The 17,782-nt window shown below is 42.1% G+C and carries 14 protein-coding genes; 5 read left to right on the top strand and 9 right to left on the bottom strand.

Going from position 1 to position 17,782, the window contains the following annotated elements; all coding sequences use genetic code 11:
• Positions 1-570: 570 nt before the first annotated feature.
• From F607_RS0112905 to F607_RS0112925, 5 genes are all read left to right on the top strand, one after another.
• Positions 571-2,001, top strand: coding sequence for a lipopolysaccharide biosynthesis protein (locus F607_RS0112905; protein ID WP_169719796.1), 1,431 nt, complete (start codon positions 571-573; stop codon positions 1,999-2,001).
• Positions 2,002-2,014: 13 nt separating this feature from the next.
• A complete protein-coding gene (locus F607_RS0112910; protein ID WP_027708419.1) occupies positions 2,015-3,715 on the top strand; it encodes a GNAT family N-acetyltransferase in 1,701 nt (566 codons plus the stop codon).
• A gap of 7 nt (positions 3,716-3,722) precedes the next feature.
• Positions 3,723-4,808: a polysaccharide deacetylase family protein gene (locus F607_RS0112915; protein ID WP_027708420.1), complete on the top strand. Its 1,086-nt coding sequence runs from the start codon at positions 3,723-3,725 to the stop codon at positions 4,806-4,808.
• Between the two features lie 129 nt (positions 4,809-4,937).
• Positions 4,938-5,897: a DnaJ C-terminal domain-containing protein gene (locus F607_RS0112920; RefSeq protein ID WP_027708421.1), complete on the top strand. Its 960-nt coding sequence runs from the start codon at positions 4,938-4,940 to the stop codon at positions 5,895-5,897.
• A complete protein-coding gene (locus tag F607_RS0112925; protein ID WP_027708422.1) occupies positions 5,898-6,248 on the top strand; it encodes a chaperone modulator CbpM in 351 nt (116 codons plus the stop codon). It begins immediately after the preceding gene.
• 5 nt (positions 6,249-6,253) lie between these two features.
• Here F607_RS0112925 and F607_RS0112930 read toward each other — a convergent pair whose 3' ends face one another.
• From F607_RS0112930 to wecB, 9 genes are all read right to left on the bottom strand, one after another.
• Positions 6,254-7,450, bottom strand: a complete 1,197-nt coding sequence (locus F607_RS0112930) for a glycosyltransferase family 4 protein (protein ID WP_027708423.1) — start codon at positions 7,448-7,450, stop codon at positions 6,254-6,256.
• 3 nt (positions 7,451-7,453) lie between these two features.
• Positions 7,454-8,686, bottom strand: coding sequence for a TIGR04063 family PEP-CTERM/XrtA system glycosyltransferase (locus F607_RS0112935; RefSeq protein ID WP_027708424.1), 1,233 nt, complete (start codon positions 8,684-8,686; stop codon positions 7,454-7,456).
• Between the two features lie 3 nt (positions 8,687-8,689).
• The gene (locus F607_RS0112940; protein ID WP_027708425.1) at positions 8,690-10,612 is read right to left on the bottom strand and encodes an XrtA/PEP-CTERM system amidotransferase; all 1,923 of its coding nucleotides are present in this window, start codon (positions 10,610-10,612) and stop codon (positions 8,690-8,692) included.
• 28 nt (positions 10,613-10,640) lie between these two features.
• A complete protein-coding gene (locus F607_RS29580) occupies positions 10,641-11,792 on the bottom strand; it encodes a TIGR03088 family PEP-CTERM/XrtA system glycosyltransferase (RefSeq protein WP_038291265.1) in 1,152 nt (383 codons plus the stop codon).
• Between the two features lie 111 nt (positions 11,793-11,903).
• Entirely contained in the window at positions 11,904-13,463 is a 1,560-nt protein-coding gene (gene xrtA / locus F607_RS29585) for an exosortase A (RefSeq protein ID WP_051311447.1), read from the bottom strand.
• Between the two features lie 11 nt (positions 13,464-13,474).
• Positions 13,475-14,671, bottom strand: coding sequence for a TIGR03087 family PEP-CTERM/XrtA system glycosyltransferase (locus F607_RS0112955; protein ID WP_027708426.1), 1,197 nt, complete (start codon positions 14,669-14,671; stop codon positions 13,475-13,477).
• Between the two features lie 3 nt (positions 14,672-14,674).
• Positions 14,675-15,712, bottom strand: coding sequence for a FemAB family XrtA/PEP-CTERM system-associated protein (locus F607_RS0112960; protein WP_027708427.1), 1,038 nt, complete (start codon positions 15,710-15,712; stop codon positions 14,675-14,677).
• A 9-nt stretch (positions 15,713-15,721) separates the two neighbouring features.
• Entirely contained in the window at positions 15,722-16,612 is an 891-nt protein-coding gene (locus F607_RS0112965) for an XrtA system polysaccharide deacetylase (RefSeq protein WP_051311448.1), read from the bottom strand.
• A gap of 32 nt (positions 16,613-16,644) precedes the next feature.
• The gene (gene wecB, locus F607_RS0112970; RefSeq protein ID WP_027708429.1) at positions 16,645-17,778 is read right to left on the bottom strand and encodes a non-hydrolyzing UDP-N-acetylglucosamine 2-epimerase; all 1,134 of its coding nucleotides are present in this window, start codon (positions 17,776-17,778) and stop codon (positions 16,645-16,647) included.
• Positions 17,779-17,782 lie beyond the last annotated feature (4 nt).

Raw genomic sequence — 17,782 nt, forward strand, 5'->3', positions numbered from 1 at the left:
CTGACATCCCCTGTCCCTTTGAATTTGTTTCGGCAAAACAAAGGTTGGGGTCAGGGGTTGTCATTTCAAACTAATAAAAGTCGAGCATCGCGTTACTTTAGAGAAAGCCAAAAGAAACCCTCGCAGGAACAGGTTGCGAACAAGCTGTTATAATTGCCACAATATACCCAATATGAATGGTTTTTAGGTGCGGCCATCAAGTGACGAAGCTCCATGAGCCTATATTAATAGGTGATTGGGGTGAGGAGTGAAGATAACAAAACCTAGAAATCATTCGTGAAGGGTATAGAACAAATGCATATTAATGTGGATACACTCTGCTACCCTGCCATTACATACACGTTTACAGTGATGCACCTCACAACAAAGAACAGGACTACACTTTAGGGAATAACAAAAAACCTCCTTTTTTACATATAATGCGCTGCTTTTCTTTAACAAAATAGGCGCTGACAACCAAAACTTAGCGTCAAAACCACGCATTACAACAAGCTGTAGATTTATTAGAGGACCATTAGCTAGATGGATGCTTCCACGGTTAGTAAACGAATGTTTTCAGGGGCAGTTTGGATGGTTTGCCTCAAACTGAGTGTGCGTGCAATAGGGTTAGTAAGCACCGTTATTCTTGCACGATTGCTGATACCTGCAGACTTTGGTCTGGTTGCACTTGCCATGAGCTTTTATGCCATTTTGGATGTACTTACAACATTCAACTTTGACATGGCCCTTATCCAAAACCAGAAAGCTACACGTGATGACTATAATGCAGCCTGGACCATGAACCTGCTGATGACCATCGGCATTGCTATTATTTTGCTCTCCAGCATGTCTTATGTTTCGGACTTATTTAATGAACCGAGACTTATGTATGTTTTTCCTATGATGGCGATCATGTCATTTCTCGAAGGGCTCACGAATATCGGTGTTGTTGATTTTCGGAAGGAACTTGAGCTACGCAAAGAATTCAAATATGAGGTTAGTAAAAAAGTATTAGCATTTATTGTTACGGTTAGTGCCGCAATTTACTTTCGGTCATATTGGGCACTATTAACAGGCATGGTTGTTGGTCAACTTGGGGGCACAACCCTAAGCTATATTATGCATCCCTTTAGACCAAGACTCAGCTTAAAAGGTGCTTCAGCGTTACTGAATTTCTCTAAATGGCTATTGATGAATAATGTCTTATTTTTTGTTAACACTCGTCTTATGAATCTCATCATTGGTAGCTATTACCCATCTAAAGTACTAGGGCATGTTTCCGTTATTAAAGATATAGCGGAAATGACCACAGCTGAACTGGTTTGGCCAATCCAGCGTGCACTTTTTCCTGGCTATTCCAAACTGACCAATAATCCGACAGCATTAGTCAATAACTTTTTAGGCAGCTTATCCGTAATCTCTTTTGTAGGGGTACCTCTAGCCGTAATGATTGCTTTTTTCAACGAGTACGTGGTGTTTATTATTCTCGGCGATCAATGGCTAGAAGCGGCTTGGATGCTCCGAATCATGTGTTTGGCAGGTGCTTTCAACCTGATTGGAGCAGCAACAGCCTCCGTTTTTTTCGCTACAGGGCGCCCCAAAATAGTGACCATGATTGCACTATTTTTAGCGGTTATTCGTCTTCCTGTATTCTTTTATTTTATCGCCAATAAAGAGCTGGAAGCAGCGCTCTACACTTTATTAGTGACATCCGCATTACGAACCTGCGTCAGCTTAATTACCATCGGCAGAATACATACTATTTCATTGCTCGCTATGCTGGCACCAATCGGGCGAACCTTTCTTGCAGCATTCATCACAATCTTTGCTATAGTATCACTCACTCAGTGGTTCCCATTGCAACAAGCGATTCTTCTCGATTTAATCACAGTCATTGGCATGGGACTGCTATGTTCAGTTGTATATTTAATCATGCACTACTTGTTTTGGTATTTATTTGCCAAACCTAAAGGTGCAGAGACTATTATTCTTAATTTTGTTAAAAGTAAATTAAACCACTAGCAATGGACTTGACATGGATCTTAAACACGCATCGGCACAACATGCCTGGCAGCTTATCAATGACCCAGACTTTTTCCAGCAGTGGCAAAACCTTTACCAACTAAGTGACTATGCAACCCCTTATCAAGCACCTGACTATATAAAGCTTTGGTACCAGCATTATGCTCATAGCTATACTCCACTGATCGTATATCTCCCTGAGCATGATCAAGTGCAAGCCATTATGTGCTTAGCGGTAAGAAACCAACATATTATTGCAGCAGGAAGTCACCAAGCAGAGTACCAAGGCTGGCTTTGCCAGCAACAAAATACAGCTGTTTTTTTCCAAAAATTATTAGATTTGTTAGACCACCATTATGCTGAACATGCATTACAGCTAAAGTATTTTCCAACAGAGCTAATTACAGATCAGCTTCAGCACATAATAAATAAAGACCGCATACTGCTAACATCACACCAACGCCCTTTAAATACTTTAGACCCTGCAGCTATTGCCCAGTCATTAAAAAAGAAAAGCAACAAAAGTCGTATAAATCGTCTCAAAAAACAAGGAACTCTCCACTTTGCTCGTGTAACAAAACCAGACGAGCAAATAGCTCTTCTAAAACAAATGATCCCTTTATATGACTTTCGCCAAGGTGCAGCCAACCAAAGCTTTCCTTTTCTGGATGATCATAGCAAGCATGATTTTCATCAAGCACTTTGCCAGCAACAGAGCCATTTATTGCATATGACGGGCCTGTGGATTGATGATAAATTAGTTGCAGCTCACTTAGGTTTTATCCACCAACATAATGTTCACCTAGCTATTTTCTGTTATTCACCTTTTTACAGTTCACACTCTCCTGGCAAAATTCACTTGTTAATGTTATGTGAACTTCTGGCCCAGGAAGGTATGTCCTGTTTTGACTTAACTCCCGGTGGCGACCCATGGAAAAACCGATTTGCGACCACCTATGATATCGTTTACGAGCTCTATCGTTATCGAAATCAACGGGATAAACAAGTTGCTACCTATTTAGATAAAGGTCTAGATCACGTCAAGCAAGGATTAGCTCACTTCAACATTACCCCAGGCCAAGCAAAAGAAACGATTAATAAAATCCGCCGTGCAGCATCACCCGCGCTCATTACAAAAGTTAAACAACATCTATTACAGGATACTGAGCTACGGATTTATCAGCTAACAGAAGATACAGCCTCTTCGCTCACTGAAGCCCCATTTAAAATAAACCATCTTGATGATTTGCTGAAGTATATACCTTGTTATAACTGGCAAGACCGCTGCCGATTTACAAGAGAGGCTTTACACCGTATTGAGCAGGGAGAAATTCCTTATACCTATGCTGATCACTCGACTTTACTGTCTTATGCCTGGCTAATACCTAATGCGAAACAAGCCTTTTTTAATGAAGTACAACAGGGCATGTCTTTTCCACCTCAATCTGCTGTACTTTATGACTCGTATACTCATCCTCCTGCACGTGGGCAAGGGCTACATCAGTTAAGCTTGCAGCAGCGTATCCACGATGCATTTACTGTATACCGGGCTAAACAGCTATTTATTGTTGTCACAGCAACTAATAAAGTTTCTCGACATGTGATTGAAAAATACGGCTTTGAGTACATCGGCTCATTGTATTATCACCGTCGCTTTAATAAAGAAGAAAAAGTTAACCGTTTACCGAGCATTTACCATTCACAACCGGTGTAACACAACTATGTTTAAAGTCTTCCTGTTACGTATCATCAGGGGATTAGGCGTTTTTAGATTATTAAAGCCTCTAAATCGCAATAAGCTGTTAATTCTTTGTTATCATGCTTATGAGCTTAGAGATGAAAGCCAGGCATTTCCTAAGCTCTTTATCAAAGCAGATACTTTTCAAAAACGCCTCAACGCCCTGCAAAAAGCAGGTTATACCGTATTACCTTTGAGTACGGGTATTGACCTGTTAAAACGGAATCAATTGCGTGGCTACAACGCTATTATTACCATTGATGATGGATTTCACAGTGTGGCTGAAATGGGTATTCCCATTCTAAACCAATTCAACATGCCGGCCACCATTTATCTCACAACCTATTATCAGCAAAAACAAACGCCGATCTTTTCTTTGGCGGTCCAATATATGTTTTGGCTGGCAGAAGACCGCACACCTTCGCTTTCAGAGTTAGAGCCTTTTAGTCAGCAGCTTACGCATGCCGATCAGCTTGATAGACAACAATTGATGTGGTCACTTATTGAGCTTGGTGAAGATCATTTGTCACAACAAGAGCGGGAACAATTAGCACAAAAAATTGCAACCTCATTAGCTATTGATTATGAAGCTATCAGACAAGACAAGCTTTTTACCGTCATGAGCAGCCAGCAAGTTCAGTCCTGCTTTTCACCCAACATTGATATTCAGCTACATACTCACCGCCATCAGCTACCCGTTGACCAACAGCTCACGACTCGGGAAATTCTAGAAAATAGATATGCATTAGAACAGTTACTGCCAAAAACCTATGACCATTTTTGTTATCCCAGTGGCTTTTGGCATAAACAGCACTGGCCCTGGTTACGAGCTGCCAGTGTTCAGTCAGCAACCACGTGTGAAGCAGGGCTTAATCGGCCTGATACCCCTTTAATGGCATTAAAGAGAATCTTAGATGGTGAATATATCAGCCAGGTCGAGTTTGAAGCTGAACTTTATGGCTTTGGTGAGTTATATCGCTATTTCAAACGCTTTGTCATCAAAATAAAGCAAACTATTGAACACGCTCGTCACACACTAAATGCTCAATATGCTAAGCGTGCTAAATAATAAACAACGTATACCCAAAAAATGGCTCGTGAAGGGTACAATAAAAGATTGAGTTTACTGCGTTAACTCAGCACGGCTGATATAAACATTATAGGCCCTATTCAATACAGTCAGGCATAGGCAATCGCCATGGAGTTTAAAGATTACTATAAAATCCTCGGAATTAAAGACAATGCAACAACTGAAGACATTAAAAAAGCCTATCGAAAATTAGCTCGTAAATATCACCCTGACGTTAGTAAAGAGGACAATGCGGAAAGTCAGTTTAAAGAAATTGGTGAAGCATATGAGGTGTTAAAAGATCCTGAAAAACGTGCAGAATATGACCAGCTTAAACAGCTAGGTGCGCGAGGACGTGATGGCTCGTTTCAACCACCACCTGGCTGGCAGTCTGCTAACCACTTCCATGAAGCATTTAGTGGTGACAGTCAGTTCAGTGATTTCTTTGAGGCTATTTTTGGGCAACATGGTAGTGCCCGAAGACACTATTCCTCACAAGGTTTTCAGCAAACCATAAAAATGCGTGGGGATGATATTCATCATCGTATCGCACTGTTTTTGGAAGAAGCCTACCAGGGTTGTCAGCGTACTTTACAGTTTCAAGTCCCAGAAGCTGATAACCAAGGGTTAATTACTCATCGTACAAAAACGCTTAATGTTAAAATTCCTGCAGGTGTCACTCAAAATCAACACATCCGCCTAAAAGGTCAAGGTGCACCAGGTATTGGTGGCGGCCCAAGTGGTGATTTATTTTTAGAAATTGAGCTTGCCCCCCACCCTTTATTTCATGCTGAGGGCAAAGATATTTTTCTGAATATTCCTGTTACCCCCTGGGAAGCAGCTCTGGGTTGTGCCATTACCATTCCAACACTGGGAGGCAAAGTTTCACTTAAAATTCCAGCAGGAGCCCAAGCAGGGCAACGCTTTAGGTTAAAGGGTCGTGGTTTACCTGGCACACCACCTGGCGACCAATATGCGATTTTACAGCTCACTCAACCAGCCCATCACAGTGACAAAGCGAAAAGCCTTTATCAACAACTAGCACAGGAAACATCTCACTTTAATCCACGACAGAAACTGGGAGTGTAAATGAGTCCACATCATCCCCCAATCACCATTTCTGATGTAGAAGTTATTGATGCATCACCACGCTTCAGCCTTATTGAAATTTGTGCGCGGTGTGGGGTGGATCAAACGCTTATTATTGCCATGGTAAGCTATGGTATTGTAGAACCTCATAATGACTACCACATACCAGAGCAGTGGCGGTTTATGGCAGGTGATTTAATACGCTTACAAAAGGCATTGCGTTTAAAGCGCGACCTTTCACTAAACCTGTCAGGATTAGCGTTTGCTTTAGACTTATTAGATGAGGTTAACAGCCTACGCCAAGATATAAATCAGTTACAGCATTACATTAAAACCATGCAGCAAGACTAAGGTTGTTACTGACTTTCCACAATTGAAGTTTGCGAATACGTTGTCAACACATTTAAAAAGAGCTGTTCCAATGACTGAATAACCTGCTCCCAACCAAATTGGGTTGTATGCGCTCGAACCTGTTCACGAGCCAAAGGGTTTGCTTGCCACTGCTTCACCAAAGCAACAATACTGCTTACTGATCGATCCGGTAAAAGATAGCCCGACACCTGTGGTGCAATTAAATCGGGGATGGCACCTACATCCGTTGCAATAACAGGTGTGCCGCACGCCATCGCCTCTAGCACAACATTGGGACAACCTTCTCGACGAGATGCTAAAATCAATACATCAGCAGCATTATAATATTGAACCAAATCCCCCTGCTGAATATTACCCGTAAAAGTGACTCTATCAGCAACATTTAATTGTTCAGCCAGTTGCTGGTACTTTACACGTTCACTGCCTTCACCAATCACCACTAACTTAGCCTCTGGCAGCTCAGTCAATGCTTCTATAACCAAGTGATGCCCTTTAAGCTCTATTGCATTACCCACTGATAGTAGTGTTAATCCATCTAGGCCCAAAGCCTGGCGTAAGCGTTCGCGATCCGCAGCAGGTTTGAACAGTTCAAGATCAACACCATTCTGCAATAAGTGAATAGGCGTCGTGACCCCCATTTCCTCCATACGATGCTTCAAGGGCTTGGCAACACTTACCAGTTGACAGGCTTGATTTGCCGCTCTCACAATTTGATAGCGCGGCAGAGTATAGTTTGGAATCAGACTAATATCCTGCCCACGGGCAGATACTACAACAGGTCTATTCAAATAGCGGCCAAGCGCAACAGCCACAACACCATCTGGGTAAAAGTAATGTGCATCAATTAAGTCAAATGGCTGCATTTTCAGCAGGTTTGCCATAAACTTTCGCAGACTCCAATACATCAGTGTTGGTGCGATACTCATACCCACTTTAGGCAACACTGGGTAACGAGGATGGTAAACCTTTATACCATTAACCTCCTCTTCCTCAGGCACCTGATTAAGCTCACTATAACGGCCAAAACGAGGATTACTGGAGGGGAACCATGGAACAGGTGCAACCACAGTTACATTATGCGCTGTTAGCTCAGCAAATTTTCGCATTCGCGTGGCTACAAAAATGCCATGACGGTATTGAATACAGTTAGGGTATAACGTAGAGAAGACCAATATATTCATGGCTTAGCTTACTGTTGCACTTTGGCCAGATACTTTGGCAATCGCTCGTTGATAAACATCCTGATAATGACTAACACTTTTTTTCCAGTTACGTTCATGCTCCACATATTTGCGACCACTATGCAACAGCTGTTGCTGAAGCTGACTATCCCCTGCCAGTTGTTCAATCTGAACAATTAAATCAGACACATCTCCCTGCCTAAACAGCAAACCATTTTCACCATGCCGTATAAGCTCTTTATGTCCTCCAACATCCGATGCAACAACCAGCTTATGCTGCGCCATAGCTTCCAGTGGTTTTAAAGGGGTAACCAAGTCTGTCAGCCGCATAGGCTTACGTGGATAGGCCAAAATATCGACAGTACTGTAATAGCGATGCACCTGATCATGTGGCACTCGCCCTGTCATAATAATTTGATCCGCTACAGGGCTTTGCTTAGCTAACCGTTTCAACCTTTCATCCTCAGGGCCACCCCCCACCAGAAGCAGACAGGCATTGGGCATCTTCTCTATCAACCCAGGCATGGCTTCAATGAGCAGGTCCAAACCTTCATAGGCATAAAAAGAGCCTATAAAGCCAATAACCAGTCGTCCTTCTAAACCCAGTGAGGCAAGCAGTTCTGCATCCTTTTGATCCTGTGGCTGGAAACGTTCGATATCAACGGCATTGGGAATCACCGTGATATCTTGAATCACTGCATCACGGGTTAACATCTCCGACTTAAGTCCCTGACAAATTGTTGTAATAGCATGTGCACGTTTAAGGACCATGGTTTCCAGCTTGCGGGTCAGTCGATAACGAAGATCACCTTGCTGTGCCGTACCATGATCAACCGCAGCATCCTCCCAGAATGCTCGAACTTCATAGACCAAAGGGAGTTTTAACTTTTTAGCCGCCAGATAAGCCGCCATACCATTGATTGCCGGTGAGTGAGCATGAATTAAATCCGGTTTAATTTCTTTGGCAACTTGGACTATACGTTTGGCCAATACTGGGATAATCGCTAACTGATTAACGACAGGTATTGCTTGCAGCCAATTGGCCAAAGGTGGCGTGCGATAAAACACTAAGTCATCAACTGTCTCACATAACTGTGGAGTAACACCTTGCTTAGGGCTGGTAAGCTGATAAGTTTGCCAGCCTAATTTCTGCTGCTGCTGTAAAATCGCGCGGGTACGAAATGTATATCCACTGTGCAGTGGAATAGAATGATCCAAAATATGTAACACTTTCATACATTAAGCCACCTGAGAAACCGCACTATCCGCAGACAACACTTGGCGTAGAAATGCCTCAAACATTGATAATGTCCATAACGCAGCACTGTGATCACGTAAACCACTTTGGTGTTGAGTCACTAACTGACGTAAATAATCCGCATTAAAATAGCCACTATCAAGCATCTGCTCACTTAATACTGACTGTTTAAGACGTTCTTTGAGAGGTCCCCGAAACCACTTAGCCACAGGTACTGCAAAGCCCATTTTGTCTCGATACAAAATATTATTTGAAAGGTGCGGCTCCAGTGCTTTCTTCAGTATATATTTACCTTCTTGGCCATGTAGCTTTTGGGAAGGAGGCACATTCATTGACCACTCAATCAGTTTATGATCCAGAAAGGGTACTCGCACCTCAAGAGAGTGTGCCATACTGGCTCTATCCACCTTCGTTAAAATGTCACCAACCAAATAGGTTTTCATATCCAAATACTGAATCAGTGACAATGGATCATCTGTCTGACAATTAGCAGCATGTCGTTTAAAAACTTCAATTGAATGATAGCCTTGAAGATCTCGCTTCAACCGGTCGCTAAATAAGTCGCTACGCTGCTGATCATTTAAAATGGAAACCGAGTGTAAATAGGCTTCAACTGATGTTCGTGCTAATGACTGGAATGTTGTCTTGGCTCGGAAAATTCTTGGAGCCCAATCCGCTTTTGGATAAAGTTCTCCCAATAAACCAAATACTGGTTTTCGAAAACCGAGTGGCAGCTTACTGCGGACACGTTCCTCGTTCATATGCCAGCGGTAACGTCGATAACCCGCAAAGACTTCATCCCCTCCATCACCAGAAAGCACTACCGTAACCCGTTGTTTCGCTAACTCACAGACACGATAAGTGGGCATGGCTGAGCTATCGGCATAAGGCTCATCATAAAGCAGTGCAAGCTTATCTAGCAGCTCAAAGTCATCAACCTCAACGGTTTTTTCCCAATGATTAGTGTGATATTGCTGAGCCACTTCTTTGGCAAACTCAGACTCATTAAAATCAGCTTCATTAAAAGCAATAGAACAAGTATTGACCGGGTCTTGCTGTAACCCTGCCATCATGGCTACCACAGCACTAGAGTCTACGCCCCCTGATAAAAAAGCACCCAGTGGCACTTCAGAGACCATACGAATATCAATCGCTTTACGAAGTTGTTCTATTAACTGGGCTTCGGTATTTTCTTTGATCAAGTCAGGATGCTGAGTAAAAGGTACATCCCAGTAGGGTTTAATAACGGGTTCAGACACTCCCCGTGTCAATGTTAACGTATGGCCTGGAGATAATTTAAAAACATCTTTAAAAATCGTATTGGGCTCAGGAATATAACCAAAGGTAAAATAATCCTCGATAGCGGGTAAATAAATATCACGTTTTAAATGAGGATGAGCTAAAAGTACTTTTAACTCTGAAGCGAACATAAATTCGCCTGTAGCCAACGTAGCAAAAAATAACGGTTTTATCCCTAAACGGTCACGGGCAATAAATAACTGTTGGCGATTTCGGTCCCAAATAGCAAAGGCAAACATGCCTCGCAAATGCTTAACACATTCCTCACCCCATTCAATCCAGGCATACACTATGGTTTCAGTATCAGAATGGGTTTTAAAATGATAACCCTTAGTAATAAGCTCCTGGCGTAAATCCTGAAAATTATAAATTTCTCCATTAAAAACAATGGCTACTGAGCCATCATCGTTAAATAAAGGTTGTTGACCAGTAGAAATGTCAATAATAGACAGCCTGCGATGCGCTAACCCAACACCTGGCTCAATATGGATTCCCCCCTCATCAGGCCCACGGTGAAACTGGGTATTATTCATTGCTGTCAGCAGGGCGCGATCCACGACTGCTGCCGACTCTTTAATATGAAAAATCCCTGCAATGCCACACATATAAATAGATACCTTTACTGAAAGGGGATTAATTCAGTTGCAACTGATCGTAAATTGACGTGTAACGATTAACCATGGCGTCCATACTGAATGTCTCAACAACATGCTGCCGTGCCGCGAGACCATGCTGCTTTCGACACTCAGCATTGATAAGATACTGACGAATGGCTTCTGCTAAAGCTGCTACATTATCTGCAGGTACAATCATACCGTTTTGCTGATGCTGTATTAGCTCACTATTTCCCCCCACATCAGTTGCTACCACGGGCAGGCCTGATGCCATTGCTTCCAGTATTGTGTTAGAAATACCTTCTGCTAATGAGGGTAATACAAAAATAGCAAATCGACGCATCAGCTGTGGAATATCCTGCCGCATGCCTGCAAACCAAACGGATGCAGCAACACCTGCTTGCTCAGCCTGTGCTTGCAAACTGTCTTTTTCCGGACCATCACCCACTAATACTAATTTAATCGTATCCGCAATAGAGCTGTCTTTTTTCAGCTCAATAAATGCAGCTAGCAAGCTTTGCTGGTGCTTTACTTTGGCTAATCGGCCCACTGTGCCAATAATGAGCTGTCCTGGTTGCGTAAATGACTCTGGAACATCCGACGCAAGTGGTGTTTCTGGTGAAAACTTATCAGTATCAACGCCATTATAAATATGTGCTACCTTGTTAGCGGCAACACCTACACTGTTAATTAAATAATCGCGACTTTCAGAGGATAATGCGATGTAATGCTTCACAAAAGGATTCATTACCCGACGCAACCACTGATATTTTTTATTACTTCCCGCTAAATCATAAACATCCCAGCCATGCTCACCATGAATTCGTCCACGAGCACCAGCTAACCAGGCAATGAACTGCCCCTCAAGTGTCGCTATATTCCGAGTATGAACATAATCAGGCTTTAATTGTCGTAAAACTTTCCACAACCGGTAATACAGTTTCCAGTCCTGCCCCTCTTTTTTATGCAGCGCAATGATTTGCACATCAGATCGTTTTATACGTTGAGCGAAATCAGAAAAATCTGTCATACAAACAATAGCATGACGGTAACGTGATTCAGGAATACGGTTAATCAAATTGACTAAACCATTTTCTAAGCCACCTACATCTAAACGAAAGACCAAATGGGCAATTAAGGGTGTGTGTTCAGCACTGGTTAACGTCATCATAATAAAACAGCCTTGTGTACCCACTCAGCCTAATCTCCTCATAAGAGACAATATTAAATATCATCTCCTATTATAGTGATTTGCCATGATGGATATTTTTTCACTACAGGGTTAAGGCTTATAGCTCACCAAAGACTCAGTTAGCAAAGGCATAGCCTCAGTTAAAAAGCGCAGCAATTTTTCTCGCGCTTCACTTGGTTTAATATCAAAATCAGTAGCAATCGCCAAAAAGCTGCCACCATAAAACTGCCCAGTCAACTTGCCGTATGCCTGGTATAGCTTTATCAAATAAATATTGGTCATTACTTTATTATTTAGCACATACCATGACCACAAAAGACGTCGCTGCCCATCGTGCTCAATAACATACTCATAGAAAGAGTAAGTTTTTCCCGCAATTTCAATGTTACGTACTTGTTGTGATAGTACCTTCCAGTTATCTTCATCAAATAGTTGATTGGCATAACTGACTAGCTCAATATCCCGCTCTCTTCCAGTATAGTGTGCTGCAAAGAGCAGCAAGGACTGATCTGTCACATCATTTTGATATGTTACATGTGTTGTATGCGCTGTTGAAAAGGTAGGTTGCCAATTAACAGGTTGTTTTTGTGTTAACTGCCAGGTAGCCGCTTTTTCAGGTAATGTAAAAGCTACCTGACTGATCGATGAAGGCTGGTTTAACAAAGTAAGTACAGGAATACAAACAATAATCGCGGCTAACCAGATCAGCATCCGCCAATGCTGCTTCTCAACAGGCGGCATTAAACCTTGAGCGCCCAAGCTACTCCCATCGTTTGGTATGCTTTCATTTGCTCCTGATGCACTTGCTGCACTTTGCTGACTAATTGGATTATCAGCAAATTTTCCACCAATCCAAAATAGTAGAAGCATAACGATGCCAAAAAAGACCCAACCATAAAGGATATGATCAACACCAACGGCATACTTCATATTCGAATAGTAGGCAATCATAATAATGCCCCACGCCCGAATACCATTGGCGATAATCGGTAAAACCAAACTAATACCAATGAATAAAATACGCTTCTTTAAACTGTTAAAAGTAATATAAGCGTAAAATGCGCCAAGTGCCGCTGAAGCAATTAAATACCGAATACCACTACAGGCCTCTGCCACTAAAAAGTCACCTGAAGGAATTGAAATATAATACCCCTCCCAGTAAACCGGTATGCCCACCAATTGCAGACCTTTCACTGAAAACCAGGCTGTAATATCCTGTAAAAGCGGCACCAAATTTTCGCCCATTGGTACTGCAAACAAAAGGTAACCAACAGGAAATGCTACTTGCTTTAACACCTGAAAGCCCAGTAGTCCCCATATAATAACTGGAATCATGAGCACCACAGCAAGTTGCTGCACAACATTTACACCTGCAGCATCCGCCACAAACCAGACTACTGCCAGCCCCAATAAAATCAGCGACGCCAACCAGCTGGGCTGAGCATTGTTCAAACTAACTAACTGTCGTCGTTGCCAAAACAAATAAAGCGCCATAGGCACAATTAAAAACCCATGAGCAAATGTCACTGAATTAATCCATACATGAACCATCGCCTGATGGGTAGGGAAAAATGCCAGTAGCCAGATAACCAGTAAAGGAATCAATAAATAGGGTAGTGGTATTGTGTTATTAGCAATCCTTGACGTCATACATTACTCCTTTAGGGACTACCCGTTAATAGTGTTTGAAAGCGCATTAAACTGGTCTGCCAGCTAAAGTTTTGCTGAGTCCACTGCCTAATGCCATCCGCAGGTGCCATTGCAGACATTGCTAAGCGTGCTTGTATAGCCTCATAAAATAAAGTGGAATCCAAAGGTGTTGTGGTTGCCAGCTCTGCAGGAGCATCTATACCTTCCATTGCTTGCTCCGTGGCAATAACCCATTTACCCAACGCCATCGCTTCCAATACTTTATTTTGGATTCCCCTGGCAATACGCAAAGGGGCAACGATCACATTGGCATGTAAAATATAAGGTCGGATATCTTCTACTCGACCAGTGACGGTAATCCCCTCTTGTTTTGCAAGCTCCTGTACTTCCTGGGTAGGATTTCCACCCACGATATAGAACTTCACATCTGGCTGAGCAGCACGGCAATGCGGAAATACCTCATCTGAAAACCAGCGAACTGCATCGACATTCGCCCAGTAGTCCATGGCACCTGTAAATGCTATTACAGGTCCATTTTGGGTGTAAGGCGAAGGCAATGTGATTGAGGGATCAAAAAAGTCAAAATCAACCCCATTTGGTATACCCACTACATTTGGAGCATTGGGAGCCAGTGTTTTAAATAAGTTAGCTTCCTTATCAGAAACAAACACCGAAGCCTCTACTTGGTTAGCCACATAACGTTCATATTTTTCCAAGTAATCGGCTTCCCGGCGATACACCCATCCCATCACGCCAGACTTAGACTGACTATATTGTCGCCACTTGTCTGAATCAACATCAACAAAATCAATGACCGTTGGCAACGACTGAAAACGCCCCTCAAGATACTGCGCCATTGATGAAGAAAAAATAACACAACCTGCAAACTCATGATCTTGAGTTATACGATTTACCCATTGATGCATGTTTGTATTTGTATAATAAGGTAATGTCAAAGGTTGTCCCTTAACTATCCCCATTAAAGACTTTAACTTAGCAACTGATGGATTCAATATTTCTACATTTAGCGCTTTACACCATTGCTTAACCGTATCGATATACTGTGTGTCATTTGGATCATCAATAAATGTTCCCAAATAAACATTATAGTGCTCTGCTAAAAAACGTAGTAAGTGATAAGAACGAATCTTATCACCTTTATTAGGAGGGAAAGGTATACGATGAACCAAATACAACAGGTTTTTCATGCATCATCCTAGATATTTAGAAACCATTGGCCCAATCAGCTGGCTTAACTTAAGAGGTAACTTAGACCAAAGCTGAATAAACAATTTATATTTTGGATTATTTGGACTTATATTAGGCAAATGGTCCGCTTTCACTAAGAAATAATCATAATAAAGCGGCTCAGGAGTAAATCCCCAGTTTTTCTTAAAGCTAAATGCGCCTGTGTCTTTTTTGCTTCTCCCAAAGTCAAAAAATGCTGCACCTTTTTTTAATGCATGACTCATTAATTCCCAGTACATAAAGTCATTACCCGCACACTGCCTTGCATGTTCTGTCCCACCACCGTAAAAAGGTAAAACCTGGTCCTTAAAATAAAAATTTAAGACACTAGCAACAACTTTATCATTACTCTTAACCGTTAAAATATCCGCATGTTCAGGAAAAGCCTGTAATAAAATATCAAAATAGCGCTGATTGAATACTGGAGTTCCTAAATTCCTGACACTACTGGAATAAGCATAGAAAAAATTATGTGTATCTTTTTCAATAACCGTTGATAAACCTGCTTTAATACCCTTCCTCACCATGGCACGCTGTTTTCGAGGAATAGCTTTCAGGTTTTCGTCATCTGTTGCTAACAGCGGTTTACGAAAAGTGACATACAGCTCTTTACGTTGCCATTTTTCTGGCAGTGTTTCTGGGTAAAGATTTCTTAACTCTAAATAATCAACCTGCAACTCTTGAGCGAGAGAGCAAGCAGCCTTGAGCAAAGCCTGTCGACTGTCTTCATCATTAGCGACCACACCACCATACACACAAAAAGGGACTGAAATCAGTGCATTACCAAACAGCCAGCTTTTTACCTGCCCCAAAGGCAAAATACCCGTTATTCTACCATCCCGCTCTGCATACAAATAATGAGAATCATGCCCAAAAGCCTGTTTTAATACCTCTTTCCATTCAGCACGATGAAAAAATGTTGAGCGCTCGGCATGATCAACATAATGATTCCATGCATTAATAGATGCATTGGTAAGCGGTTTAACAACAACCTGACTCACGGCCTTTCCCTACTGGTTTGGGTTTGTTGAGTGATGAAGAAATACAGATTCCATCGTATGCCATTTAAAATCTTGAACCAGTGAACGTAACCTCTTTTCCATTGTTTCAAGATTTAAATAATGACGAAACCTGCTTTTAAAACTAATACCTTCCTGTCTTGGCTGACCAGGATCTATTTCCCAGGGATGAAAATAAAAAATAGCTGGTGCTTTATCCTGCTGGTTGACACGGTTAATGCCCCACTTTGAAAGCCAGTAGGGAAAAAAGCGAAAGTAGCCACCACCACCAAATGGAATATTTTTATTTCGAATTTTTACGGTCGTAATGGGAATTTCTAGTAACCCATTTTCACATCGATAAGGGAAACGTGGCGCGTCAGGGATGCCATATAAGTCATGTTTAACGGGATAAACACTGGAGCTATAACTATGCCCCGCGGCTAACAATTCATCATGAGCCCAAGGATTGCTATGATCAATAGAGTAACTTGGCGCACGATAACCTTTAATCTCAACGCCCGAAATATCTTCTAACAGCTGCTTAGCTTTACAAATGTCTTCTTTAAATACTTCTGGAGTTTGCGTTGTGGCCCGCTGATGTCCATACCCATGACTTGCCAACTCATGTCCCTGAGCAACAATATCTTTCACCAAGCCAGGATAACGCTCTGCCACCCACCCTAAAGTAAAAAATGTTGCTTTAATATTATACTCAGCAAACAATGCTAAAATCCGCTGGGTATTATGCTCAACTCTGACAGGTAGTGAGTCCCAATCCTCTCGCTTGATATTGTTCTCAAATGCCGCGACCTGAAAATAATCTTCAACATCAACAGACATTGCGTTGGTGATATTCCCACTCTGCTTGTTGGGATCATCAACCGTTGTTGGCTGGCTCATAGTTAGTTACTACCTGTCAGTGAGTTAAGTGATCACATCAACCAATCAATTAAGTCTGCTGCAATGCGCTCAGCAGCTTTACCATCCCAGTACTCAGGAATTCTGCCTTGTTTACCACCAGAATCGAGTATTTCACTCACTAACTGCTTAAGCTTTTCAGTATCCCTTCCCACAATGGTATTACTACCTTCTGTGATAGTAATTGGACGTTCTGTATTTTCCCTCAATGTGATACAAGGCACACCCAGCGCTGTCGTTTCTTCCTGCACACCTCCTGAGTCAGTCATTACCAATTTGGCATGGGCCATCATGCCCAACATTTGTAAATACCCCAAAGGCTCTAAACAAATAATGCCAGGAAGTTTTAGTTTTTCTGTAAAGCCAAATGCCTCTATTTTGCCTTTTGTTCGAGGGTGTACTGGAAATACGACAGGAATTTGTTGTGCAATTGCCCCTAAAGCATCTAACAATTTCTCTAATATTTCAGGGTGGTCTACATTTGAAGGACGGTGCAAAGTCAATAAGCAAAACTTACCAGCTGCTTGTTCAATAATAGACCACTGCGCACCAGGAATTGTCTGCTGAGGTTTCACCGCATGAGGAAGATTATGATGCAATGTATCTATCATCACATTACCCACAAAAACTACCCGATCAGATGAAATACCTTCTGCCTGCAGGTTTTGCTCTGCACTACGCTCTGTAATATAAAGCCGATCTGATAACTGATCTGTTAATACTCGATTAATTTCTTCAGGCATTTGTCGGTCACGACTGCGCAAACCAGCTTCAACATGAATAACAGGAATATGCTTTTTCGCTGCAACCAACGCGGTAGCCAAGGTTGAAGTAACATCACCAACCACAAGCACTGCAACCGGTTGGTACTCATCAACTTCTCGCTCAAAGCGCTTCATGATTTCCGCAGTTTGCTCTGTCTGAGTACCAGCACCTACTTCCAGGTCTTTATCGGGCTCTGGAATACCTAACTGCTTAAAGAACTGTGCTTTCATAGCCTCATCATAGTGTTGTCCAGTATGAATAAGCACTACATTCAATGAATGGCTATGTTCCCGCAAAGCACGAATGACAGGGGCAATTTTCATAAAGTTGGGTCTAGCCCCAACCACACAGATAAGGGTTTTAGCTGACTGTTGAGTTACCATAAAT

Origin of the sequence: Zooshikella ganghwensis DSM 15267 (assembly GCF_000428585.1) — a bacterium.
Classification (GTDB): Bacteria; Pseudomonadota; Gammaproteobacteria; order Pseudomonadales; family Zooshikellaceae; genus Zooshikella; species Zooshikella ganghwensis.